Here is a 21,780-nt window from a genome sequence, read left to right as displayed (position 1 = left end):
TCCCGCCGGAGTGTCCATGACCAAGGCGCCGACCCTGCCGCTGCGCACCCCTGCCCCGCTGGTGCGCCTGCTGCTGCTGCTGTCCGCGACTACGGGGATGGTCGATGCGGCCAGCATCCTCGGCATGGAGCGGGTCTTCACCGCCAACATGACGGGCAATGTCGTGTTCCTCGCCTTTGCGAGCGTCGGCGCGCCGGGGTTCCATGTGCTGCCGTGCCTTGTCGCGCTTATCGCCTTCTTTGCGGGCGCGGTGGTGGCGGGGCGGGTGGCGCGGCTCGGGCGGCCCGCGCGGCTCAGTCACTGGCTGGTGGTCGCCGCCGCGCTCGAGAGCACGCTGCTGATCCTTGCCGGATGCGTCGCGTTGATGCTGGCGGGGCGGGGCCTCATCCCCGTGATCGCGCTCACCGCCGGGGCGATGGGGTTCCGCAACGCCGTGGTGCGCCAGTTGAAGGTGCCCGATCTCACCACCACCGTCCTGACGCTGACGATCACCGGCATCGCCTCGGATTCGCGGATGGCGGGGGGCGAGGGAGCGAACCAGGGCAACCGGCTGGCGGCGGTGGCGATGATCTTCGCGGGCGCGGCGGCCGGCGCGGCGCTGGTGATCGCCTGCGGGCTCGGCGTGACCCTGCTCGCGACCGGGGGCATCGTGCTCGCCGCCACGCTGCTGTTCGTGCGTCACCCGCAGATGACCGAGATCGAACGCCCCGGTTAGGGCAGCGTGACCTTCTCGCGCGAAAATTCCAGCCGCGTCGTCAGCAGTGCGCGGAAGCAGTTGTAGCCGCCGGTGCCGGGGAAGAAGGCGTGGAAGAACAGCTGCGGCTGTCCGTCCAGCCCCGGCGCGACCGAGGCGTGGCCCGGCGCCCACCAGGTCTTGACCGATTTCAGCAGCGGCCCTTCCTGCTTCACGTAGGGCCCGAGCGGGTGGTCGGAGACGGCGACCCCGATGCCATAGGCAGGCGTGCCGAAATCATTGCCCGCGTAGAACATCCAGTAGCGTCCCTCCTGCAATGTCACCCACGGCCCTTCGATCAGGTGGCCTTCCCATTCCTGATCGTTGGTGAGCACGATCCTGTCGCTGCCGATCAGCTCGCCGTTCTGGTCAAGCCGCTGACCGTAGATCGGGGTGCTCATCGCATCATAGATGAAATCGGCCTCGGGCACTTCGGCGAGGACGTTCTTCACGTGCTCCCAGTTGTCGAGCACCGCTTCGATCAACTGCTGCATCAGGAAGAAGCGCTCCATCGGGCGGCGGGTGCTGGCCCAGGGCTGGACCGCAGCGGCAAAGCGCGCAGTGCGCCGGTCGGGCTCCTGCGTGAACAGCCGGTCGACCAGCTCCGGATTGCGCCGCAAAAGCCCGGCGAGCGGGCGCGGCCAGACGCCGTTGGTGTCGCGCTTCCAGAACAGGTAGCGCTCGCCATTGCCGTCGATGAAGATGTGGCTGTCGATCACCCCGCCGCTCAGCATCGGCTGGCTGGGATCGTCGGGATAGTTGGTGGTGTTGATCGCAAAGCCGCTCACCAGCGGGTGGCCGAGATCGGTCCACGGCCCTGTCGGGTGCGGGGCCTTGGCGAGGCCGATGGCGAGCGCGTTGGAGCGCTGGCGGGCGGTGTAGACCAGCCAGTATTCGTCCCCGCACTTGGCCATTTCCGGCGCCCAGTAATCGCCCACGGCACGGCCATGCGCGGTCCATTCGGGCGCCTCGCCCTCGGGGAAGACGAAGCCGTGATGCGTCCAGCTTTCGAGATCGTGGGAGTGCAGGATCGGGAAGGCATCGGGCGCATCGTTCGAGGTGGCGACCAGCCAGTAGCCCTCCTCGGTCTTGAGCACCGCCGGATCGCCATAGCCCGCGGTGGTGCGGGGCGAGAGGTTGTCGAGGATCAGCGGGCGCCAGTCGGGCTCCGGCCCGTCGAGCGGCACGGGCTTGTGCGCGGCGGGCGAGCGCGTGCCGAAATCGCGCGACAGCTCGCTGAAGAACACCGCGTAGTGGTTATGCTGGCCGGTGGGGAGACGATAGGTGTGGCACTGGTCGCCCAGCCGCACGGTGAAGCGGGTCGCAATGCCCTCGGCGACCGCTTCGACCTCGAACGCCGGGATCGTGCGGCTTGTGGTGCTGTGCATTGCGCTACCCTCGCTGTGCCTCCCGTCGGGGCCAGACTCTGGTGTTAAATCTTATTTGTAGGATAAATAAGCGGCAGGCCGTGGCAAGCGCTTTCCGGCCCTCCGGAACACTACGTGGCGGGGCAATGGCACGGGTGGCCGGAGGCGCGTCAGCCCGCGGCTTCGGCCTCGGCTTCCGCTTCGGCGATCAGTGCCATCACGTCCTCGATCAGCGCCGCCATCGCGGTCCGCGCCGCCACGGGATCGTGCGCCTCGATCGCGGTCAGCACAGCGCGGTGCTGCGGCAGGCTCGCGGTGCGACCCTTGAAGCGGTTGGTGAAGCGGATCGACGTGCGCAGCGCGGTCACCACCACATCGCGGAACTGGGCGTAGAAGGGATTGGCCGAGGCTGCGAGGATCGCGATGTGGAAGGCGATGTCGGCCTCGAGCGGATCGTCGTCCCCCGCTTCGGCCGCGACCATGCGCTGATAGCCCGCTGCGATCCCTGCCACCCCCTCGGGCGAGGCCGTGCGCGCGGCAATGCTCGCCGCCATCGGCTCGATCGCGATCCGCAATTCGGTGAACTGGCGCAGCAGATCGAGCGAGAACTTGCGCTCCAGCATCCAGCGCAGCACGTCAGGGTCGAACAGGTTCCACGCGCGCGGGGGCTGCACCGTGGTGCCCTTGCGTGGGCGGGCCACCAGCAGGCCCTTCGCGGTCAGCATTTTCACCGCCTCGCGCGTGACCGAGCGGCTGACCGCATATTGCCGGGCGAGATCCGCCTCCGTCGGGAAAGCGACGTGGTCGTAATGCCCCGTGACGATCGCCTTCCCCACGGCGTCGTGCAGCGCGTAGGTCAGGTTGCGACCCCCGCCCACGGTTTCCATTTTCGTCATCTGCGAGAAGCCCCTTTTCTCGTCTTTTCCGGCGATTCGCAGATAAAGCGGGCGGGCGCAATTGGTCAGACTGCGCAAGGGGCGCGGGGGGAGGGGCTTGCCCGCTGCCCTATGTCTTGCGAATGAGCGGGGGATGACGACAACGCCTCCCGATCAGCCCGCGCCCGGCGTCCACCGCCGGGTCTTCGGCCACATGCCCGATGGCCGCGCGGTCGAAGCGGTGACGCTCGCCAATGCGCACGGGATCAGCACGACGGTGATCGCCTACGGGGCGACGCTGCAATCGGTGATCGTGCCGGATCGCGAGGGCGTCGCGGCGGATGTCACGCTCGGATATGCGACGCTCGAGGCCTACCTCGCCCAGTCGCAATATCTCGGGTCGAGCATCGGCCGCGTCGCCAACCGCATCGCGGGCGGGCGTTTCGTGCTCGACGGGACGGAATACTACGTGCCCTGCAACAACGGCCCCAACGCGCTCCACGGCGGGCCGGGGGGCTTCGACAAGGCGCTGTGGGAGGTGACCGGCGTGTCGTCAGCGCCGCACCCGGCCGTCACGCTCGCCCACACCAGCCCCGATGGCGACGAGGGTTTTCCGGGCACCTTGCGCGTAACCGCGACCTATGCGCTCGACGATGCGGGCAACCTCGCGATCACCTACCGCGCCGAAACCGACCGGCCGACCATCGTCAACCTCACCAACCACGCCTACTGGAATCTCGCGGGCGAGGGCGCGGCGAGCGGGGCGGTGGACCATGTGCTGACGATCCCGGCGGACCACTTCCTGCCGACCGACGAAACCGCGATCCCCACTGGCGCCTTCGCCGAGGTCACCGCCACGCCCTTCGATTTCCGCGAGCCGACCGTGATCGGCGCGCGGGTGCGCGATGCCTCGCATCCGCAGATCCGCATCGGGACGGGCTATGACCACAACTGGGTGGTGGCGCGCGAACGTAGCGCTGTGCCGCGGCTGGTCGCGCGGCTGGAGCACGCGGCATCAGGCCGCTCGCTGGAGGTGCTCTCCACCGAACCCGGCGTGCAGTTCTATTCGGGTAACTTCCTCGACGGCAGCAGCATCGGCAAGGCCGGGCAATGCTACCGCATGGGCGACGGGATCGCGCTGGAGCCGCAGATGTTCCCCGATACGCCCAACCAGCCGGCGTTCGGCTCGATCCGGCTAGAGCCGGGCGAGATCTACACCCACCGGCTGGTCTTCGCGCTGCGGGGCGGTTGAGGCGCCGCCCCTTGAGACGTCAGGCCGGATCGGGCTCCGGCGTGGTGCCGCTCACCATCTGGCGCGTGGCGTTGCAGACGGCGCGGTAGTTGCGCTCGAGCTGCTGCATCTGCGCATGGCGCCACTGGCTGTAGCTGTAGTCCGCCTTGATCCCATCCTGAAGCGGCGCGGGCTCGCGATTGCGGGCGTTGGGCATGGTCCGGTTCCTTTTCTGCGCCCCCGTTTCGCGTGGTCGCGGCGGGGACAGGAACAGTGTGGCAGACCGGGCGCCGCGCACGGCTATCCTGCATTACCAACCCCGGCGCACGGGCGAACGCGCGGGGCAGCCGGTCGCATCGTGGGGAGCGGGCGCTACTGTGCCGCCGGGGCCTCGCCCACCTCGTAAGCGCCCGTCGGTGGCAGCTCGGGCGCCTTGGCGGGTAGTTTGCGCAGGCGGGTGAGGAGCAGCGTCACGCCGCCCGTCCAGCGCATCGCCAGCCGGTCGTCGGCGAGGCGCTGGAAGGCAGCATCCCCGCCCCAGTCCCCGCCATCGCCGCACAGCCACTGGTGCGGCGGCGAGAGGCGCGTCACGCTCTCGCCTGCGCGCGCCAGCGCCGGAGCCATCTGCCCGCGCACCGTGCCCGCATAGGCCGGATCGTCGATGATCCCCGCAACCGGGCCGAAGCACATGTCGTCGCTGTCGAAGCCGGTGCTCGCCGCATAGCTCCAGCGCAATTGTTCGGGCGCGATGTCGATCAGCGAGCCGATGATCGCCTTGTCGTCAGCGGCGAATTTCGCGCCCTGATCAGGCACCACGCCCGTCACGCGCCAGATGCCGAGCAGCTCGCCCTGAGCGATTTCCCCCGGCTGTTCGGCAGGCAGCGCCTTTGCGACAACGGACGGCGCAGGTGCGGGCGTTTCAGCTACGGAATCGCCCGCAAGCGCACCGGCCCCGCCGCTATCGCTCGCGGGCTGGCTGCATCCGGTTATGGCTAGGCTGGCGACAAGGACGAGTCGGCTAATCCGCATTGATGAGGATGTAGCTGAACTGCGTCTGCCCCTCCAGCGCGGCGAGGAAGGCCGGATACTGGGTCTTGGGCACGGTCTGGCAGCCCGAGGACCAGGTGGCGACCCCCTCGGCCCCGCCACGGTGGAACAGCATGCTGCGCCCGACCGAGTTCTTGTCGATCCGCAGCGGACCATCCTCGAAATCGAAGGTGCCATCCTGGTTGATGTCGCGCTCGGCGGTCTGCACGTCGCGCGCGCGGAAGAACTTGCCGTTGAGGAAGGTGCCGGCCTGCAGGCTGTAGTGATAGGTGCCCGGCACCAGCCGCCCCAGCTCGCGCTTGCCGTCGGCGTTGAGATCGGGGCCGTATTTCTTCGGGTTGTTGCCGTAGAAGGCATATTCGCCCGCAGGCTCGGTGTTGAGCGGGAAGCGCTTCAGCTTGACCGAACCGTCGCTCGCGCGGTCGACCAGCAGCAGCAGATCGTCATAGACACCCTTCTGGTAGGTGCGGATATTGGTGCTCTTGCGCAGCCCGATCAGCACCTTCTTGCTGGCGAGGAAATCGGCAAGCGCCTCGGCATCGCCGTAGCTTTCGACGATCAGGCGGACATCGTCGTCCGAAAGCTTGGTGGCAGCGCGGCCCACGGCGGCGCGGGCATCGCTTGCGGGAGCGGCGGGCGGCGGCGGCGCGACGACCGGCGGCGCGACGGCGGGCGCCGGTGCCGGAGCGGGCGCCGGAGCCGGTGCAGGCGTCGCCAGCGGGGTGCTGATCTTCGCCACCGTCTGTTCCGCGCCGAGCATGTTGAGCGCGTCCCTCAGCTCGTTCACGAAGCGCGCGGCGACCCCGTCCTGGAACTCCTTGCTGCTGCTGCGGAAGCGGCTGAGCGAGCCGTCCGCATCGCGCCGCCCGCGCTCGCCATAGATCGCGGTGATCAGCGCCTTGTCGAAGCCGGGCGCATCGGGTTGGAGCGGGAGCTTCTTCACCACCTCGCCGATCAGATCGCTCGACGGGCCGTGTTGCACCGCGACCGACCACACCACGTCCTGAAGCGCACGGCTGCGGGTGGCAACGTCGAGCCCGCTGATGGTCCTGATGGTCTTCACCTGCACATCGAAGTGCGTGCGCTTGATATAGTCGTGCTGGGCCGCGGCGAAGGCGACCGGATCCTGCGCGGCGACGGCTTTCCACACGGCCGAAAAGGCATCGGTGCCCTGCACCGTCCCTGCGAATTGCGGCGCCCAGGGCTTGCCCTCGGCAGCGAGGAATTCGGCCGGGCGGTTCATCTTCGAGGACAGCTGGTAGCTGCCGTAGGACACCCCGCCGTGATCGCCCTTGCCCTTGGACACGGTCGCCGCCCCGTCGCGCGAGACTTCGTAGCGCTTCGAGAGCGAGCCCAGCTCGCGCACCGGCGAGGCGGGCGTGGCGGGTGCGCCGGGCGAAGCGGTCGGGATGATCAGCCGCGCGCCTGCCGAAATCTTCGAAGCGTCGGCGATCTTGTTGGCCTTCTGCAAGGCATCGAGCGGCACGTTGTAGCGCTTGGCAATCGCCGCGAGCGTGTCGCCCGGCTGGATGATGTAATAGGTCTCGCTGATCTGCCGGACATTGAGCACCTGCCCGACCGCGATCGCATTCCGGTTCTTCAGTCCGTTGATCGCTGCCAGCGTATCGACGGTGACATTGTAACGCACCGCGATCTTGCCCAGCGTATCGCCGGGCTTGACGACATAGGTCTCGTAAATGGCCATCGCGAATCCCCCCTTCGCAAACATCACCCAAAGCCCAATCGCCCGTGAGTGTATCCCACCTTCGAAATGAGTCAATCATCGTGCAATTTAGGTAACTTAGCCGAAAAAATGGCGCGCCGGGCCGGGGGGCGGCGTTACCTTGGCGCCCGTCTGTAGAAAGCGCCCGACAGCGACAGGGAGGATATCGCGGCCACCAGAGCGAACAGCGATGCATATTCCAGCATTCTGGCAAACCCCACGGCATCGATCAGGCTCCCCGCCGCCGCCGACACGATGGTCCCGGTGACGAAAGACAGCGACGAAAAGATCGCGCACTGGACCGAGGCAAAGCGCGGGTTCACGAGGCTGGCCAGAAACCCGACGAAAATCGCCGAGGCGATACCCGACGTGAGGTTTTTCAGAGTGATCGACAGATAGAGCGGAGCCCAGTGCTCCACATCGTCCGATGTCTCCGATTGCAGGGCAGCGGCGAACAGGTCGACCACCCCGCGCAGGGCCGTGCCGCCTAGGGCAAGATCGATGTAGGTGGCGTTCGCCACCAGCGGCAGCAGCGCTCCGACCAGCAGCGCCTGACGACGCGGCAGCTTCAACAGGGTAAAGCCGCCGACAAGTATGCCGATCGCGGTCGGCAGGGAGCCGTAGAGGCGAGCGGCGGCAACCTCCTCCATGGTGAAGCCCAGTTCGCGCAGGTAGAGCGGCAGCGTGAAGCCTGCCCAGCTGAACCACGACAGGGTGTAGATCGCGACGAACACGAACACGAGCACAAGGCGAAGGCCGAACCGTTCGGCCAGCTCTTCGAAGGGGGCCACGACGGCGTCATAGGCGTCCCTCAAACGCCGCGCCGTGCCCGTGTCTGGCGACCAGTGGCTGAGGCGTCCTTCGAGCCTTTTGCCCATCCGGCTGGCAAGGATCGGAACGATCGTGATCATCGCCAGGATCAGCGGGCCATGCAGCGTGATGTACGCCTCGACCTGGGCTTGCTGATCGCCGGGAGCGGACGAAATCCGGGCGATAAAGCCGACGACCTGCCATATCGCTATACCCAGCCCCGCCACGGCGCACGCCACGGCGACAAGCTGCTGCCCTGCTGCACTGCCGGGATCGACAGGTGCCGGATCGTCCGCATCGGTTCCGGCGCGCATGGCGGGCCAGATCAGGATCACGGCGGCCAGAAGGGCAAACAGGCATGCGAGCGCGAGCGCGGCGAGGTTCCAGCCGACCAGAGCCGAGAGCCACAGGGCACCGGCGCCGGCCAATAACACCGCAACCCGCGCGCCGATCTGGCTGGCGGTCATGATCACTTCGACCGGGGTCTCCTCGTCGGCCACCCGGATCCGCCACGCCTCGAAGGCGGTATCGAAGGTGGCCGAAAGGAGCGCGGCTGCAAATCCGGTCAGGGCAAACCGGTTGAGATCGCTCTGCGGGTCCAGGCTCGCGAGGGCCGCAAAGCCGATCGCGAGACCGAGCTGGCAAACGGCCATCCAGCGGTGCAGTGCGCGTTTCACGAGCGGCGCCCACAGCAGCTTGAAGCCATAGGCCAGCGTGATCGACGAAAGCAGGCCGATCGTGGTCATCGAAATGCCCAGTTCCGAAAACCACGCGGCGAGCGTGCCGGTCAGGAAGACGAAGGGCAGCGCGGAGGCAAAGCCGAGCATGCCGGCCGCGACCGTCCTCGCATCGAGCCTGCGGCGGACGGTCACGATCCCGCTCGTCTGGCCAGATCCTGCCGCACTTCCCTCGCCGCAATCAGGTTTCCGTGCTGTTCGTAGGCGTCGGCCGACTTTCTGAGCGCGGCGAGACCCTCGGCAAATTTCCGGCTGCCCGGGGCACTGGTGTCGCAGGCCAGCAGACCGAAGACCCGGCCCCGAAGCGCGACATCCAACGCCTGCCTGCTCTGCGCGATGATGGCATCGGCCTTGTCCAGATAGGTTTGGGCATCGCCGAAATTGCCCTGCTCGTGCGACAGATAGGCATAGAGCAGCTCGGCCTGCGCGCTGTCCTTGCCGATCCGCAACCGCTCGCGCAGTTCGATATCGAGTTGCAGCAGTCCCAGATAGGTCTCGGGCGAGAAGGCGCCGGGGTCGTCTCTCGCGATCCCGTTGATGATGTTGCCGAAGTTGAAGCTGATGTTCTGAATGAGCACGATGTCGCCCGAGAAGATCGCCAATGCGGCCGCCTCGCGAATGCAATCGAGAGCCTGCTCCATCCGGCCGAGGCGCCGGGCGAGCACCGCCATGGCGTTCAGGAGGATCGTCTGCGTGGCGGTATCGCCCGACTGGATCATGCGCAGCAGGCGCCGATGCAGAAGGTCGAACTGCTGGTTCCAGTCTTCCGACGGGGAGAGCCGGGCATAGGCCGCCATGCGCCGCGCCTCGGCCGCCTCCATGAAAGCCGACGTGGTGGTGGCCGAGGGGACGGGAAGGTGCGCGCGCGGCAGCGCCTGCCCGAGCCGCGTCGCCAGCACATCGCTGATCGCGGCGATGCCTTCGTGGTCCGACAGCTCGATGGCCTCGCGCAGCTTCTGGTAACCTTGCGACGCCTTGCCTTCGGTCATGTCGGCGAGCGCACTGCCGCACAATTGCATCCACCGCGCCGCGGATTGCGCCGGGACCATGTCGAACCGCAGTATCGCCTTCCAGTCGTTGCGCGACAGGATCGACCGGCATTGCTCGCGGGTCGGTTCCGGAATGGCTTCGTGGATGGACGGGGCGAGGCGCCAGTTGCCGGTCTTCAGCCCCCACTCGATCACCGGGCTCAGGCTGCCGTTGATCTTGTCGGTGATCCGCGCAGCCTGTTTTCCGACCGAGCCCGATGACATCATCTTCCAGGCCTGCAACCGGTGCAGCTCGTCCCGGGTCAGGAACACGCCCCGGTCGGTCGTTACAAGCGCCAGAATAAACGCGACTGCCTTGCCGCGAAGAATGATCCGCTGACCGGCGCACGCGAGATAAATCGTGTTGCCCGACGAATGAGGTTCCACCTCCAAATTCGCCGATTTGAAGTTCCCGCTACGCGGCACTGGCTTGCCCCTCCAGCCAATTTTTTCATTTGCTTGGTTCTGACCTTCGCAGCGACGAACTGCAATGTGTGAATTTCTGTGAAGCGATCTCGCCCAGCAATATGCCTTTACTGAAAAACCAAGCGACTCCGCCGGGGGGAGACAAGCTGAGTAATGGCTGCGGTACTGTTGCCTTCGCGGGTCAGGAGCGTTGCGTGGAAGGGGCTTCTGGGCTTCGCTTCCGCTTACCTGTCAGCCGCGACGGCTAACGCGGAGGTGATGCGGGAGGTCGTCGAGCTTCCCGCAGATTGTGCCGACACGCTGCCTCCCCAGGTCCGCGGCACCCTGCAACCCTGGCAGGTCTATGTCCGGCTCGAACATTGCGACCGGATGAAGCACCTCAGCAATCTGTCGGCGATGCTGCCGCCGGACCAGCGCCCGAGGTTCTACGAGGGCATCGTGCCGGCTTCGCGCCTGCCGAGCAGCTTCGGCATCGATCTGCCTGTCCTGCGGGTGGTGTTTCCCGAGCGCACCTTCTTCAACACCGGCAGCGCCGCGCTCCGGCCCGAGGCCGAGCAGATCGCGCGCATCATCACCGGGTTGCTGCGCAAGACGGCCCCCGACGTGGCGGTCTTCGTCGCCGGGCATGCCGATTTCCGGGGCGAGAATGCGGCCAACGACGTGCTGTCCGAACGCCGCGCGACGGCCGTTGCGCGGCAGATCCTCGCTTCTGGGGTGTCCACCTTCCAGATCTGGCGGATCGGCTTTGGCGAGGACATGCCGCTCTATGGCGGCACGACCGATTACGATCTCGCCATGAACCGGCGCGTCGAGTTTCTCTTTTCGGCCAAGGCCGAGGCGGTCGGCATCTGGCTGGCCGACCAGCAATCGGAGGAACTTTGCCAGTCGTCCGATGACGAAATGCTTGAGACTTGTCGCCGCAACCTCGCGTTCCGGTCGGGCTACGATGCGGAAGTGGTCAATCCCGTGGGGCCGAAGATCGAAGGGCTGCAGCCTGTCGTCGCCGTGCCCTCGGCGCGTGTCCGCCCGACCGGCCAGCGCGCCAGCCGCCTCGGACTGGGGCAGGCCAAGGCCAGAACAGTCGAGGTGTCGCCGCAGGCCCGCTCGCAGGTCATTCCGACCAACACCCGCAAGATCCGGATCGATCCGGTCAATCCGGACAGCAAGCCGGTCACCGTCATTCTTTGAACATCGACATCTTGGGAAGGGACCCCATGTCAATTGAAGCTTACCGGGCACTCGAAGTGGGCATGAACAGCCCGGCTACGGCCGCGCTGCTGTCGCGGGTCGACGAAGAGGCGGCTGCGCCCAACCTCCACCTGACCGGCGACGGCGATGCCGGGGCGATGAGCGCCAATCTCACCCCGGCGATGAGTGCGTGGCTCAATACCGAGGTCGGCCCCGCGCGGGGCAGCGCGATCACCGCGGTCAAGAACGCCGCGAGCCAGATCACCATGCCCGGCGGGGTGCAGGGCTTCGTGCCCGAATTCGAACGCGACCGGCTGAAGCGCGAACGCAACACCAACCGTGCCGAGGTCCAGGCGGGCTTCAACGACAGATACGGAGCCGAGCTTGAACGGCAACGCGATGTCGAACAGCAGTACGAGGCGATGCGCTTCCTCGAAGGCGGGCGCAACGCGCGCAATCCGGGCAAGCTGATCGACCTCGCCATCCCGCTGGCGATCATGATCCCGGAAGGGTTCATGAACTACAAGTTCTTCCTCGAATACATCAATGTCGGCATCGTCGCGCTGGGATCGACCATCGTGGTCGGTCTGGCGATCGGCTGGTCGGCGTTCCTCGCGGGGCGGTTCCTGAAGGCCTACAATTTCTACATGGGCCCCAACAATGACCGGATGCGGGCAGAAGGCCTGCGGATGATCGGGATTGCGGTGGCCCTGCTGGCGGTGTCGCTGGTCGCGGTCGGGGCGGTCCGGTACATGGGGATCGTGCGCGACAACTACGGACGGATCGCGCTGGGCCTGCAACCGCTGGAGCCGTTCAGCCAGACCGGCATGCTGCTGTTCGGCAACCTTGTGGTCTTCGGTCTGGGCTTGGCGATCACCTACTGGCTGCACGACCGCAACCCGCTGTTCGCCGAAAAGGCCGAAGAGCACGAAAAGCTGACGAAGAAGGTCGAACAGCTGCGCAAGCGCGAGCTGCATGACCGGCTCAAGCAGATCGACGACGCCTTCACCCAGAAGCAGGAACGGCTGCAAGGTCAGGCCCAGCTGCTCAACAGCAAGACCGGCTATGACGAGGTGTGCCGCAATGTCAGCCTGATCGCCGACAAGGACAAGGCGGTGCTCGGCGTGCTGCAGGAATATCGTGCGCAGCTGATCCGCAAGATGCCGACCGACAGGGCCATCAGGCTGGAGGATGGCCAGACCATCGGCCCGGCCGGCTTCGCTGCCCTTCCCATCGATCTTTACAGGTATTGACCATGAATATGAGGCATTTGCTTGCGCCCGCAGCGACGGCAGCTGTGGCGTTGTCGCTGGCGGGGTGCGGCACTGGGACCGGCGGCGGCGAAGCAACCGTTTCGACGGGACTGATCCGCTCCGAGGCCTATTGCAACAGGCAGGGCCTTACCGCTCCGCTGCGTCAGACGTTCATCCTGATCGATGCCAAGGTGGTGAAGAAGTCGGCGCTCGCGACCGAGTTTGCCGAACGCAACGCCTTCATCCGCGATCTCGGGCTGGCCTTTGCCAATCCGGCGCTGGCGCTGGCGAGCGGCCTGAGCGATCCGCGCGAGCGCATCACGATCCTGCTGGTGCCTGCCGACGGATCGCCCGCACAGCCGGTGTTCACGGGCTGCATCCCCGGGCTCTCGCCCGATGAGGAAGCCGCCGCCCGCAGCGGCAATTCGGGGCTCGGCGAATTCTTCACCGGCGATGCTCTGTCCGAGATGGCCAAGGAGGCCGAGCAGTTCCAGATCGCCATCGTCGGCGGTCTGACCAATGCCGCCAAGTCCGGCGTCGATGTGCCCGAGCCGCAGACCGGCCCTGTCGCTTCGTCGGCCCTGTTCAGCGCCATCCGTGCCTCGCGCGGAGTGCTTGAGCCGCCCAAGGGCACGCTGGCGCGCTATGTGATCGTCACCAATCTGAGCGCGGCCGATTTCGAGGATCCGGCGTCGGCCGATACCCCGCACACGCAGGGACGCACTGCCGGGGCCAAGGCTGGCGGCGATTTCCTCCTGTCGGACGTGATGATTGTCCAGCCGGACGGTACCGCGCCCAAGGGCAAGGAATTCCTCGAGGGCTTCCTTCTGGCACAGGGCGGACGGCTGGTATCCTATTCGTCCGGCAAGCCGGTGGCCGGCGAACGCGCCCCCAAGGCCGTGCGCTATTTCGAAGGCGAGGCGGCCTATCCGGGCCGCAGCGAGCGCGTGACCTTGCGGATTGCCGATGACGGCAAGGGCAATCTTTCGTCCTCGTGGCTGACCATGCTCGGCGGGGTCAACAAGCCGATCCCGCTCACGGGGCAGATCTCCTGCTCCAGCCCGACGATCTGCAAGATCGCGTCGGACGACAAGGGCTTTGCCCAGGCCTGGTCGCCTCAGCCCGGCGGCGAGCCTGAATTTGCCAACGACATTCCGTTCGGCGGCATGCGCAACTTCAGCTTCGCGATCACGGGCAAGGACCTGAAGGGCGAGGCATCCGATCCGATGGTCCAGATCGGCAACGACGACGCAAAGAGCGCCATCGCGATCACCGCGAGCGAGCGCTGACCAGCAGAAAGGACGCCCCATGACCAGAGTCTGGATCGATCGGGTCACACCGCGCTCCGTCAAACGCCGGGCGCACAGGCACCGCGCGTGGACCATGCTGGTCGCCGCGGGCTTGGCCATCGGCGCGGCGCAAGCTCCGCTGCGCGCCGAAACCCTGCCGATCGAGGGTGTCTATCCTGCGGGAAGCGACCAGCTGTCCGCGCTCAATTCGATCGCGATCGGCCCGTTCACGGGCGACGATGGCCAGACCCTTGCGATCCAGCTCGAACAGGCCCTCGCCGAGGTGCGGGTGCGCGGCGCTTCCTATTTCAGCATGGTCCCCTACCGCGCCAAGGGCGGGGCGGACGGCACGGTGACCGGCGCGGCCCGCAGCAGCATGGAAAGCAGGCGCGAGGACGTGCGCGCGCGCGAGTGCGTCTATGAGGACAACAAGGGCAGGTGCAAGCAATGGCGCGATGTCATCATCGTGTGCGAGCGGCAGATTGTCACCCTGACCTATTCGCTCAAGGTCGAAGGCCGCCGCCGCGAGCGCGTTTTCGGCGTTGCCTCCACAGCCGAGGATTCGCAGCTGATCTGTCCGAATTCCGGCGACGCGCCGACCATCGAAGCCACAGTAGGCCAGCTGGTCTCGCGGGTCGCCACCGAGCTGCGTCTGCAATTCGCGCCGCTCGAAGTCCGTGACGACATCCGGGTCAAGGAAGGCACCGATGGTCTCCAGAACGACGCCAAGAAGAGGTTCAAGGAAGGCATCCGGTTGACCAAGCGGAACGTGACCTCGGCCTGCACCATGTGGACGGAGGTCGATCAGCTTGTTCCGGATCATGGTCCGACCCTGTTCAACCTCGGGCTCTGCGCGGAATCGCGGCGCGAATATGATGCGGCTGAAACGTTCTACCGGCGGGTCTTCGAACTCAACCGGAGCGAGCGCTATGCGAACGAGGCGATCGACCGGCTCAACCGCCGTCGTCATGCCGAACGGCAGATCGCTTCGCACGATGCCCGGCCGAGACGCTGAGATGGGCGGCCCGACCATGGCAAGCGGCAGGGTGCGGCTGGCCGCCTGCGGTCTGGCGCTTGGCGCAGCCGCCTGCGCCATTGCGGCACCACTGCTCGCCCAGAGCGCTCCCTTGCCCGGTGTCACCGCGGCACCGACATTCCGGAGCGGGGCTTCTCCCGCCCCCCAGATCCCCGAGACCGTGACGGGGTCATGGCAGGTCGTGCTCGACGGGCCGACCCACAAGCTCAGAACCAATTACAATGTCGAGGTGAAGATCGGCGGCTTTCGGCCCGGAATGCCCGAAGCCGTGGTCAGCTACTTTGCGGGCAATGCACAGCGCCCTTCGACCATCTGTCGCAGCCAGCTCACACTGATCGGGGTCGAGGGGACGGATTACGTTTTCGCGGAATCGCTCAACCACCGCGGCGGCAAGGACCCGTGCCCGATCCGCCAGCAGATCGTGATCACGCCCGGACCCGGGATGCTGGTGGTGCGCTGGCGGGATGGCGGTCGCAAACCCAAGGTGAGGATCGAGGCCACCGCCTACCGCGCCAGCGGCGGCATGGAATGCCGTCTGGTCAGCGGCGACGGCAGCGGCAGCGGCCAGGAATGGTGCCGCGACGCCGAAGGCAACTGGGCGCCGCGGCGCTCGGCATAAGCAATCAACAGGGGGATGGGATATGCGAAGCCTGATCATCGTTACGGCTCTTGCGGGTGCCGCCGCCGTCGTCGGGACGCTCGGCGGTGAGGCGCCGGCAGCGGCGCAGAGCAAGTGCGACAAGCTGACCGGCCGCGACAAATCCCGCTGCCTGATGGATGAGCGGCGTGCCAAGCGAGCGCCCGAGACTCCTGCCCCCCGTGCAACGCCCGCGCCCCGGTCGACGCCAGCGCCCCGCGCAACCCCTGCGCCGTCTGCGGCCCGTCCGGCGACGCCGCGCGCGCTGTCCCCCGGGGCCGCCTCGGCACCGGGCCAGACGGTCAGCGGCAACCGGGTGACCATTACCTGGGCGCCGGTCAGCGGAGCCACCGAATATGATTTCGGGATCCGTGACATCACCACCGACCAGCTGGTGGTCGACACCCGCTCGCCCGAGACGTCCTACACCGCTCCGATCACCCGCGGCCGCAGCTATCGCTGGAATGTGAGAGCGTGCAATGCGGCGGGATGTTCGACCTTCTCCGCGCCGCTCTACTTCCAGTCGGAAGGCGCGCCATCGGTGGGAGCGATCACGCTTCCGGTCACCTTCCCGCTCTACAACCAGCGTGTGGCATCGGCAGCGATCTATCAACCTCCCGAATGGGCCAACGCGCTCGATGAGGGCAGCACGACCAACACCCATGCCGACGTCACCTGTCTGGCCGTGGTCTACGCGATGATCGAGCACGCCCGGGGCAACCGGAGCTACCGCATCGGCCCGTCCAACTGGACGCCTGTCGGGATCAAGGCGATCAGCGGCATCGGCGGGCAGAGCGCGAATCTCACCGCCGACATCGTGCTCGGCCAGCTGCGCAAGGGCAATCCGGTGATCCTGTCGGGCCCCTTCAAGGGCGGCGTACACTATATCCTTGCGGTCGGCACCAATGCCAGCGGGCAGATCATCGCGCATGATCCGTGGGGCGGCGTGCGCGTGACCGTAAACCCGCAGACATGGGCCGTGACGGGGAGCACCGCCATCAAAGGCGTGTCGGGATTGCGGACAGTCACCTTCTGATCGCGCGCCGCTTCGCGCAGGCGGCGCGGGCGGGATTATCTCAGGTTCGATGAAGCGGGCCAACGCAGCCGCGTGCGCCTGACGTTGACGCATGCCCGCGGCCGGGCGCTGCCCTTGGCCGCCTTCGGCAGCCGGTGTCCGGCTATGTCAGGAGAGTGGTGCGGTCGAGAAGACTCGAACTTCCACGGGCTTTCGCCCACAACGACCTCAACGTTGCGCGTCTACCAGTTCCGCCACGACCGCACTCGGGGTATGTCGGGGCAGCCAAAGCGCTGGCCCCGCGGTAGGAGCGCGCCCCTAGCAAGGGGTTTGGCGCCGTGCAAGCTCTTTGACGCGAGTTTGCGAAACGGGCCTCAGCGCAGCGCCCAGCCGAGCTCGGCGGCCTCGGCGCCGGGCGGGATGTTGCGGATCGCTTCGGAGACGGTCAGGGTCTCGCCGGGCGCCAGACGGCGCTTGGAAGGGGCAACCACCCAGTCGCCGATCTTGCGGTCGCGCGCGTCGCTGAACACCACCACGAGGTTGGGCACATCGAGGCTCTCGCCCGAGGTGTTGGTGATGGTGGTGCGGACGCGGAAGATTTCCTCGCCGTTCTCGAGCGGCTCCTTGCGCATGATCGCCTTGCGATCGAGCTCGAGACCCGGGCGGCCCATGCCGAAGGTCGGGCGTTCGATCGGCAGCCAGTCGGGCGGGCCGTAGTAGTTGATCGCGACGGTCGCCGATCCGGCGAGCACGGCGAACAGCACCGCCGCGAGGGTCCACATCTTGGCCGGGTTGCGCCGCCGGGTGAAAGGCGCGCGGTAATCGAACTGCGAGCCGCCCTCGTCGTCATCCTCGGCATAGGGCTCGTCATCCGCGAAGGGCGGATCGGCATAGTCGTCCGCCGGCGGGGGCGGAGGCGGGGGCGGCGGCGGAGCGGGCGGCGGCGGAGCGGGCGGCGGCGCGGCGGGCTCGCCCTGCGCGTTCATGCCGCGGCGCAGTGCGCGCATCGCGAGTGCGGCCTCGTCCTCGGCTTCGGGGGTGCGCCAGTGGCTGATCGAGGGGCCGTCGCCCGGCGTCTCGGGTGCCGGAGCAGGGGCAGGGCGCGCGACCGGCGGTTCCGGCTCGGGCTCGGGTTCTGGCTGCGGTGGCGGAGGAGCGGGCGGCGGAGGCGGCGGGGGTGCCGCGGTCTCGGGCGCTGCCGGAGCGGGCGCAGGGGTGGTGAGCTCGAGCTCGGGCGGGTCCTGGAACCAGCTGTGCTTGCACTTGGCGCAGCGCACGGTGCGCCCCTCGCTGCCGATGGCAGCATCGGGCACTGCGTAACGGGTGCCACAGGCTGGGCAGGCAATAATCATGTCACGCTTGGCAATAGCCCCCACGCCCCCGCGCACAAGAGCAAGGCGCGGCAAGCGGCCCATTTACCCGCTGTTTTCCACATTGCGGCCAGATTACGGGGCGTAAATCGGGCGTTCCGTGCCGCTTGGCGCGTTCTGCGGCTTTTCCGCCGCCTGCCCCCCTGTTAGGTGCGGGGGCATGAACGACGCTCTCGCCGGTCACGTCAAATTCGACAATGTCGGGCTGCGCTACGGCACCGATCCCGAGGTGCTGAGCAATCTGTCCTTCACGCTGTTTCCGGGGAGTTTCTACTTCCTCACCGGCGCGAGCGGGGCGGGCAAGACCAGCCTGCTCAAGATGCTCTACCTCGCGCAGCGCCCCTCGCGCGGGGCGATCCGGATGTTCGGGCACGATCTGGTGACGATGCCGCAGAGCCGCCTGCCCGAACTGCGCCGCAGGCTGGGCGTGGTGTTCCAGAACTTCCGCCTCGTCCCCTATCTCACCGCCTTCGACAATGTCGCGCTGCCGCTCAGGCTCGCGGGCACCGACGAGAAGAAGGTGCAGCGCGCGGTGGGCGACATGCTCGACTGGGTGGGCCTCTCGCACCGTGCCCATGCCGTGCCGCCGACCATGTCGGGCGGGGAGCAGCAGCGCGTCGCCATCGCGCGGGCGGTGATCGCGCGGCCCAAGATGCTGATCGCCGACGAGCCGACCGGCAACGTCGATCCCGATATGGCGCTGAAGCTGCTGCGCCTGTTCGAGGCGCTCAACAACCGCGTCGGCACGACGGTGGTCGTCGCGACCCACGACGTCCACCTGCTCAAGAAAGTCCCGGATTCGCTGATCATGCGGCTCCACAAGGGCCAGCTGTCCGATCCCACCGGCGCGCTGCGCTATCCCCCGCGTCCGGCGGGAAGCGGCGCATGAGCACGCTCCCCCCGCTCCCGGCCGAGGCCGAAGAGGGCGAGGCCCTGCCCGAACGCCCGCGCGGGCGCGCTGCCGCGCGGCTGCTGCCGCCCGCAAAGCTGACCGGCCCGATCCCATGGGTGATCGCGATCCTGATCGCGCTGGTGGTGCTCGCGGCGGCGGGCGGTCTTGCGCTGCGCAACCTTGCCACCAGCGCCAGCGCGGGGCTTTCGGCAGCGGTGAGCGTGCAGGTGATCGAGCCCAACCCCGACCTGCGCCCTGCGCGCGGGGCCGAGGCCGCGAAGCTCCTTTCGGCGATCGAGGGCGTCTCCTCGGTCCGCGTCGTCCCCGATGCCGAACTCGTCGCGATGCTCGAACCCTGGCTCGGCGAGGGCGCTACCAGTGGCGACGTGCCGATCCCGGCGCTGATCGACGTCGAATTCTCGCGCAAGGCGGGCCCCGCCGAGATCGCGCGGATCGAGGCGGCGCTCAAGGACAAGGTGCCCGGCGCGCGGGTCGATGCGCAGGGCGATTTCCTGCGGCCGGTGAACGATGCGCTCGCCGCGCTGCAATGGCTGGCGCTGGGCCTGGCCGTGCTGGTCGCGCTGGCGACTGCGGCGGCGGTCTGGCTCGCGGCGCGGAACGCCTTTGCCGGCGCGCGCGACACGGTCGAGATCATGCACCTCCTCGGCGCGAGCCAGCGCCAGATCACCGCGGTGTTCCTGCGCGATGTGCTGCGCGAGGCGGCGGCGGGCGCGCTGATGGGCGCGGGGCTGGGCGTTGCGGCGGTGTGGCTGCTCGGCCAGCAGTTCGCGGCGCTGGGCAGCGGGATGGTGAGCGGCGGCGGGCTGATGCTGGCCGACTGGCTGGTGATCGGCGCGATTCCGGTCGCAGGTGTATTGCTTGCAATGGTGACGGCAAGGATCACCATTGCCTATGCCCTCAAGGCCATGCTTTAGGCCGCCCTGATGATCCGCCGCGCATTCTCTCTGGCCGTTCTGGTCTGGGCCATCGGCTTCCTGTGGTTCGTGGTGGCGCTGCCGAGGCCCGCCGACGGGGCGAAGACCGATGCCGTGATCGTCCCCACTGGCGGCCCCGGGCGGATCGCGCGCGGGATCGCGGTGCTCGACCGCGGGCTGGCGAAGCGGATGCTGGTGAGCGGGGTCGATCCCGAGGTGCGCCCGCAGGAATTCGCCGCCGAATTCGGCGTCTCCCCGCGCATGATGGCCTGCTGCATCACGCTCGGCTACGCGGCGGTCGACACCCGCTCCAACGCGGCAGAGACCGCCAAGTGGGTTGCGCAGAACGAGGTCCGCTCGCTCCGGCTGGTGACGACCGACTGGCACATGCGCCGCGCCGCGGGCGAGCTGGACCGGATGCTGCCCGATCATGTCACCGTGGTGCGCGATGCGGTGCCCTCGAAGGCCGATTTCAAGACGCTGTTCCTCGAATATCACAAGCTGATCGCCAGCCGCGCGGCGGGATTGGCGGACCTTTGAGCTGGCTGCTGGCCGCACTGCGTTCGCTCGCCTTCTACGTGCTGTTCTATGGCGGCTCGGCGCTGCTGGTGAGCGCCTCGGTGATCGCGGTGATCGCCCGCCCGCGCGCGCTGCGCGGCGTGGTGGCCACATGGGGCGACTGGCATCTGTGGTGCACCCAGAACCTGCTCGGCATCAAGGTCGTGCTCGATGGCGTGCTGCCGCAGGGCCCGGTGCTGATCGCGGTCAAGCACGAGAGCTTCTTCGAGGCGATCGATACGCCGCGCCTGTTCACCGACCCCGCGGTCTTCGCCAAGCAGGAGCTGTTCCGCATCCCCGGCTGGGGCTATTCGGCGCTGGTCTATGGCCTGATCCCTGTCGCGCGTGACGAGGGCGCCAAGACCCTGCGCCAGATGCTTGCGCTGGCCAAGCAGCGGGTCGAGGAGGGCCGCCCCCTCGTGATCTTCCCCGAAGGCACTCGCGTCGCAGTCGGCACGAAGCCGCCGCTTCAGGCAGGCTTCGCGGGCCTCTACAAGCTGCTGCGCCTGCCGGTGGTCCCGATCGCGGTCGACAGCGGGCGGGCCTATCACCACGTGGTCAAGCGTCCGGGCCAGATCACCTACAAGGTGGGCGAGATGATCCCCGCCGGCCTCCCGCGCGAGGAGGTCGAGGCGCGGGTGCATGACGCGATCAATGTGCTGAACGGGTAGGGCTGGCGGGAGGTCGGCTTTCAGGCGAGGCTGAGCCTGCCGGGATGACAGGGGTTGGGTGGTTTTCTGCCATCGACCACACCGTCACCCCGGACTTGATCCGGGGTCCAGCTTTTCCTTCTTGATGCGCAGGACGCTTTGTGGGTTTCAGGCAATCCGGCACCGGGTCAGCCGGAACACCTCACCCATGCCGATGTCGAGCAGCGCCTGCCCTAGCGCGTCGCTCAGGAAGAGCTTTTCATGCACCGCCTCCTCGAACCACAGGTCGGGGCCCTCCAGCGCGCGCGGCGACAGGACAACCTCGCCCTCGGGCTTGAAGTCATTCAAGTGATAGACCTGCACTCCGGTGGCCTTTCGAACCAGAAACTTGGTCGCATCTTCGCACTGGTCGACCAGAATGCTGTTCTTGATGCAGCCGAAGTTGAGCAGGAAGAACTCGCCCGCATAGGGCGTCGCCAGATCGGCCTGATAGACCGGAAACGGGATCAGCCCGCCCTCGCCAAGATCGAACTGCGCGAGGGTCTCGGCGAGCTTGCCCTTGACGCAATAAAAGCCGCCGACCGAGAAGAGGTCCTTCGCGCGCCTGAAGCTCTTTTCATCCCAGACTGCGGCGGCCTCCGGAAATTCTTCACGGGCAAGAGGCTCGCCGCGCGTGTAGCGATTGATCGACTGGACGACGATCGGCCCAACAGGGGGCGGGGCATGCGCCGCGGGATCCCAGTCTTTCCCGAATTGTTTCCGGCGGAGACCGAGCTTGAACCCGATCTCGTAATTGCCGAACACATCGCTCATCCAAGCGCCGCCGCTCATGCTTTCCCCCGACATTCCCGCCTTCCCCTCCTGCGGAACGCTTTGCCGCTTGCCAAAGATCACCACCCCATCCCTCTCACCCGAAATACCACCGGCGCCGCACCCACAGCACCGCCGGCACCGATGCCAGCCCGAGGCCGGCGAACAGC

Annotated in this window: 21 protein-coding genes and 1 tRNA gene; 12 read left to right on the top strand and 10 right to left on the bottom strand. The window is 67.4% G+C overall.

Annotated features, from left to right (window positions below; genetic code table 11):
* Positions 1-16: 16 nt before the first annotated feature.
* Positions 17-715, top strand: a complete 699-nt coding sequence (locus BZF57_RS15895; RefSeq protein WP_086739824.1) for a YoaK family protein — start codon at positions 17-19, stop codon at positions 713-715.
* On the opposite strand, the gene BZF57_RS15890 is transcribed toward BZF57_RS15895, so the two are convergent.
* Together BZF57_RS15890 and BZF57_RS15885 are read right to left on the bottom strand one after the other, a co-directional pair.
* Positions 712-2,121 carry a family 43 glycosylhydrolase gene (locus BZF57_RS15890; protein WP_086739822.1) on the bottom strand — a complete coding sequence of 470 codons (1,410 nt, stop codon included), beginning with the start codon at positions 2,119-2,121 and terminating at the stop codon, positions 712-714. The two genes, BZF57_RS15895 and BZF57_RS15890, sit on opposite strands and share 4 nt — an antisense overlap.
* Positions 2,122-2,270: 149 nt before the next feature.
* Positions 2,271-2,996, bottom strand: coding sequence for a FadR/GntR family transcriptional regulator (locus tag BZF57_RS15885; protein WP_086739820.1), 726 nt, complete (start codon positions 2,994-2,996; stop codon positions 2,271-2,273).
* 133 nt (positions 2,997-3,129) lie between these two features.
* Between BZF57_RS15885 and BZF57_RS15880 the strand changes: the two genes are divergently transcribed.
* Positions 3,130-4,227: an aldose epimerase family protein gene (locus BZF57_RS15880; RefSeq protein ID WP_086739818.1), complete on the top strand. Its 1,098-nt coding sequence runs from the start codon at positions 3,130-3,132 to the stop codon at positions 4,225-4,227.
* A 19-nt stretch (positions 4,228-4,246) separates the two neighbouring features.
* Here BZF57_RS15880 and BZF57_RS21155 read toward each other — a convergent pair whose 3' ends face one another.
* From BZF57_RS21155 to BZF57_RS15860, 5 genes are all read right to left on the bottom strand, one after another.
* A complete protein-coding gene (locus BZF57_RS21155) occupies positions 4,247-4,423 on the bottom strand; it encodes a hypothetical protein (RefSeq protein ID WP_156076267.1) in 177 nt (58 codons plus the stop codon).
* A gap of 155 nt (positions 4,424-4,578) precedes the next feature.
* Positions 4,579-5,235: a hypothetical protein gene (locus tag BZF57_RS15875; RefSeq protein WP_086739816.1), complete on the bottom strand. Its 657-nt coding sequence runs from the start codon at positions 5,233-5,235 to the stop codon at positions 4,579-4,581.
* Positions 5,225-6,958 (bottom strand): LysM peptidoglycan-binding domain-containing protein, encoded by a 1,734-nt coding sequence (locus BZF57_RS15870; RefSeq protein WP_162291031.1) that lies wholly within the window; start codon positions 6,956-6,958, stop codon positions 5,225-5,227. Before BZF57_RS15870 ends, BZF57_RS15875 begins: the two co-directional genes overlap by 11 nt.
* 134 nt (positions 6,959-7,092) lie before the next feature.
* Positions 7,093-8,658 carry an MFS transporter gene (locus tag BZF57_RS15865; protein ID WP_086739812.1) on the bottom strand — a complete coding sequence of 522 codons (1,566 nt, stop codon included), beginning with the start codon at positions 8,656-8,658 and terminating at the stop codon, positions 7,093-7,095.
* Complete coding sequence (locus BZF57_RS15860) at positions 8,655-9,824, bottom strand: hypothetical protein (RefSeq protein WP_143738530.1); 1,170 nt, start codon at positions 9,822-9,824, stop codon at positions 8,655-8,657. The genes BZF57_RS15865 and BZF57_RS15860 overlap by 4 nt, the downstream gene beginning before the upstream one ends.
* A 306-nt stretch (positions 9,825-10,130) precedes the next feature.
* On the opposite strand from BZF57_RS15860, the gene BZF57_RS15855 reads away from it, so the two are divergent.
* From BZF57_RS15855 to BZF57_RS15830, 6 genes are read left to right on the top strand one after another with little or no spacing between them, the layout of a single operon-like run.
* Positions 10,131-11,165, top strand: a complete 1,035-nt coding sequence (locus BZF57_RS15855; protein WP_086739808.1) for an OmpA family protein — start codon at positions 10,131-10,133, stop codon at positions 11,163-11,165.
* 26 nt (positions 11,166-11,191) lie between these two features.
* Complete coding sequence (locus BZF57_RS15850; protein ID WP_143738529.1) at positions 11,192-12,418, top strand: hypothetical protein; 1,227 nt, start codon at positions 11,192-11,194, stop codon at positions 12,416-12,418.
* 8 nt (positions 12,419-12,426) lie between these two features.
* On the top strand, positions 12,427-13,707 hold the full coding sequence (locus tag BZF57_RS15845; RefSeq protein ID WP_143738528.1) for a hypothetical protein: 1,281 nt from the start codon (positions 12,427-12,429) through the stop codon (positions 13,705-13,707).
* 19 nt (positions 13,708-13,726) lie between these two features.
* Positions 13,727-14,722: a tetratricopeptide repeat protein gene (locus BZF57_RS15840; protein WP_143738527.1), complete on the top strand. Its 996-nt coding sequence runs from the start codon at positions 13,727-13,729 to the stop codon at positions 14,720-14,722.
* A gap of 16 nt (positions 14,723-14,738) precedes the next feature.
* Positions 14,739-15,362: a hypothetical protein gene (locus BZF57_RS21150; protein ID WP_156076265.1), complete on the top strand. Its 624-nt coding sequence runs from the start codon at positions 14,739-14,741 to the stop codon at positions 15,360-15,362.
* Between the two features lie 22 nt (positions 15,363-15,384).
* Entirely contained in the window at positions 15,385-16,416 is a 1,032-nt protein-coding gene (locus BZF57_RS15830) for a papain-like cysteine protease family protein (RefSeq protein WP_086739798.1), read from the top strand.
* A gap of 156 nt (positions 16,417-16,572) precedes the next feature.
* Here BZF57_RS15830 and BZF57_RS15825 read toward each other — a convergent pair.
* Positions 16,573-16,659, bottom strand: a tRNA-Leu gene (locus BZF57_RS15825).
* Between the two features lie 110 nt (positions 16,660-16,769).
* A complete protein-coding gene (locus BZF57_RS15820; RefSeq protein ID WP_086739977.1) occupies positions 16,770-17,747 on the bottom strand; it encodes an MJ0042-type zinc finger domain-containing protein in 978 nt (325 codons plus the stop codon).
* Between the two features lie 178 nt (positions 17,748-17,925).
* On the opposite strand from BZF57_RS15820, the gene ftsE reads away from it, so the two are divergent.
* The 4 genes from ftsE to BZF57_RS15800 are packed head-to-tail and all read left to right on the top strand — an operon-like array spanning position 17,926 to position 20,821.
* Positions 17,926-18,654 carry a cell division ATP-binding protein FtsE gene (gene ftsE, locus BZF57_RS15815; protein ID WP_086739796.1) on the top strand — a complete coding sequence of 243 codons (729 nt, stop codon included), beginning with the start codon at positions 17,926-17,928 and terminating at the stop codon, positions 18,652-18,654.
* Positions 18,651-19,592, top strand: coding sequence for a cell division protein FtsX (locus BZF57_RS15810; RefSeq protein WP_086739794.1), 942 nt, complete (start codon positions 18,651-18,653; stop codon positions 19,590-19,592). The genes ftsE and BZF57_RS15810 overlap by 4 nt, the downstream gene beginning before the upstream one ends.
* 9 nt (positions 19,593-19,601) lie before the next feature.
* A complete protein-coding gene (locus BZF57_RS15805) occupies positions 19,602-20,132 on the top strand; it encodes a YdcF family protein (protein WP_086739792.1) in 531 nt (176 codons plus the stop codon).
* A complete protein-coding gene (locus BZF57_RS15800) occupies positions 20,129-20,821 on the top strand; it encodes a lysophospholipid acyltransferase family protein (RefSeq protein WP_240506018.1) in 693 nt (230 codons plus the stop codon). Before BZF57_RS15805 ends, BZF57_RS15800 begins: the two co-directional genes overlap by 4 nt.
* Before the next feature lie 147 nt (positions 20,822-20,968).
* Here BZF57_RS15800 and BZF57_RS15795 read toward each other — a convergent pair whose 3' ends face one another.
* Entirely contained in the window at positions 20,969-21,631 is a 663-nt protein-coding gene (locus BZF57_RS15795) for a hypothetical protein (RefSeq protein WP_143738524.1), read from the bottom strand.
* Positions 21,632-21,780 lie beyond the last annotated feature (149 nt).

The sequence above is a fragment of the Erythrobacter colymbi genome (genome assembly GCF_002155685.1).
Lineage (GTDB): Bacteria > Pseudomonadota > Alphaproteobacteria > Sphingomonadales > Sphingomonadaceae > Erythrobacter > Erythrobacter colymbi.
This window is presented reverse-complemented; position numbering and strand designations above follow the sequence as displayed.

Coding starts and splice junctions, on each gene's coding strand:
- BZF57_RS15820 (WP_086739977.1), bottom strand. CDS start 17,747: ATGATTATTGCCTGCCCAGCCTGTGGCACCCGTTACGCAGTGCCCGAT.
- BZF57_RS15805 (WP_086739792.1), top strand. CDS start 19,602: ATGATCCGCCGCGCATTCTCTCTGGCCGTTCTGGTCTGGGCCATCGGC.
- BZF57_RS15880 (WP_086739818.1), top strand. CDS start 3,130: ATGACGACAACGCCTCCCGATCAGCCCGCGCCCGGCGTCCACCGCCGG.
- BZF57_RS15830 (WP_086739798.1), top strand. CDS start 15,385: ATGCGAAGCCTGATCATCGTTACGGCTCTTGCGGGTGCCGCCGCCGTC.
- BZF57_RS21150 (WP_156076265.1), top strand. CDS start 14,739: ATGGCAAGCGGCAGGGTGCGGCTGGCCGCCTGCGGTCTGGCGCTTGGC.
- BZF57_RS15845 (WP_143738528.1), top strand. CDS start 12,427: ATGAGGCATTTGCTTGCGCCCGCAGCGACGGCAGCTGTGGCGTTGTCG.
- BZF57_RS15810 (WP_086739794.1), top strand. CDS start 18,651: ATGAGCACGCTCCCCCCGCTCCCGGCCGAGGCCGAAGAGGGCGAGGCC.
- BZF57_RS15840 (WP_143738527.1), top strand. CDS start 13,727: ATGACCAGAGTCTGGATCGATCGGGTCACACCGCGCTCCGTCAAACGC.
- BZF57_RS15870 (WP_162291031.1), bottom strand. CDS start 6,958: ATGGCCATTTACGAGACCTATGTCGTCAAGCCCGGCGATACGCTGGGC.
- BZF57_RS15795 (WP_143738524.1), bottom strand. CDS start 21,631: ATGAGCGGCGGCGCTTGGATGAGCGATGTGTTCGGCAATTACGAGATC.
- BZF57_RS15850 (WP_143738529.1), top strand. CDS start 11,192: ATGTCAATTGAAGCTTACCGGGCACTCGAAGTGGGCATGAACAGCCCG.
- ftsE (WP_086739796.1), top strand. CDS start 17,926: ATGAACGACGCTCTCGCCGGTCACGTCAAATTCGACAATGTCGGGCTG.
- BZF57_RS15855 (WP_086739808.1), top strand. CDS start 10,131: ATGGCTGCGGTACTGTTGCCTTCGCGGGTCAGGAGCGTTGCGTGGAAG.
- BZF57_RS15895 (WP_086739824.1), top strand. CDS start 17: ATGACCAAGGCGCCGACCCTGCCGCTGCGCACCCCTGCCCCGCTGGTG.
- BZF57_RS21155 (WP_156076267.1), bottom strand. CDS start 4,423: ATGCCCAACGCCCGCAATCGCGAGCCCGCGCCGCTTCAGGATGGGATC.
- BZF57_RS15885 (WP_086739820.1), bottom strand. CDS start 2,996: ATGACGAAAATGGAAACCGTGGGCGGGGGTCGCAACCTGACCTACGCG.
- BZF57_RS15875 (WP_086739816.1), bottom strand. CDS start 5,235: ATGCGGATTAGCCGACTCGTCCTTGTCGCCAGCCTAGCCATAACCGGA.
- BZF57_RS15890 (WP_086739822.1), bottom strand. CDS start 2,121: ATGCACAGCACCACAAGCCGCACGATCCCGGCGTTCGAGGTCGAAGCG.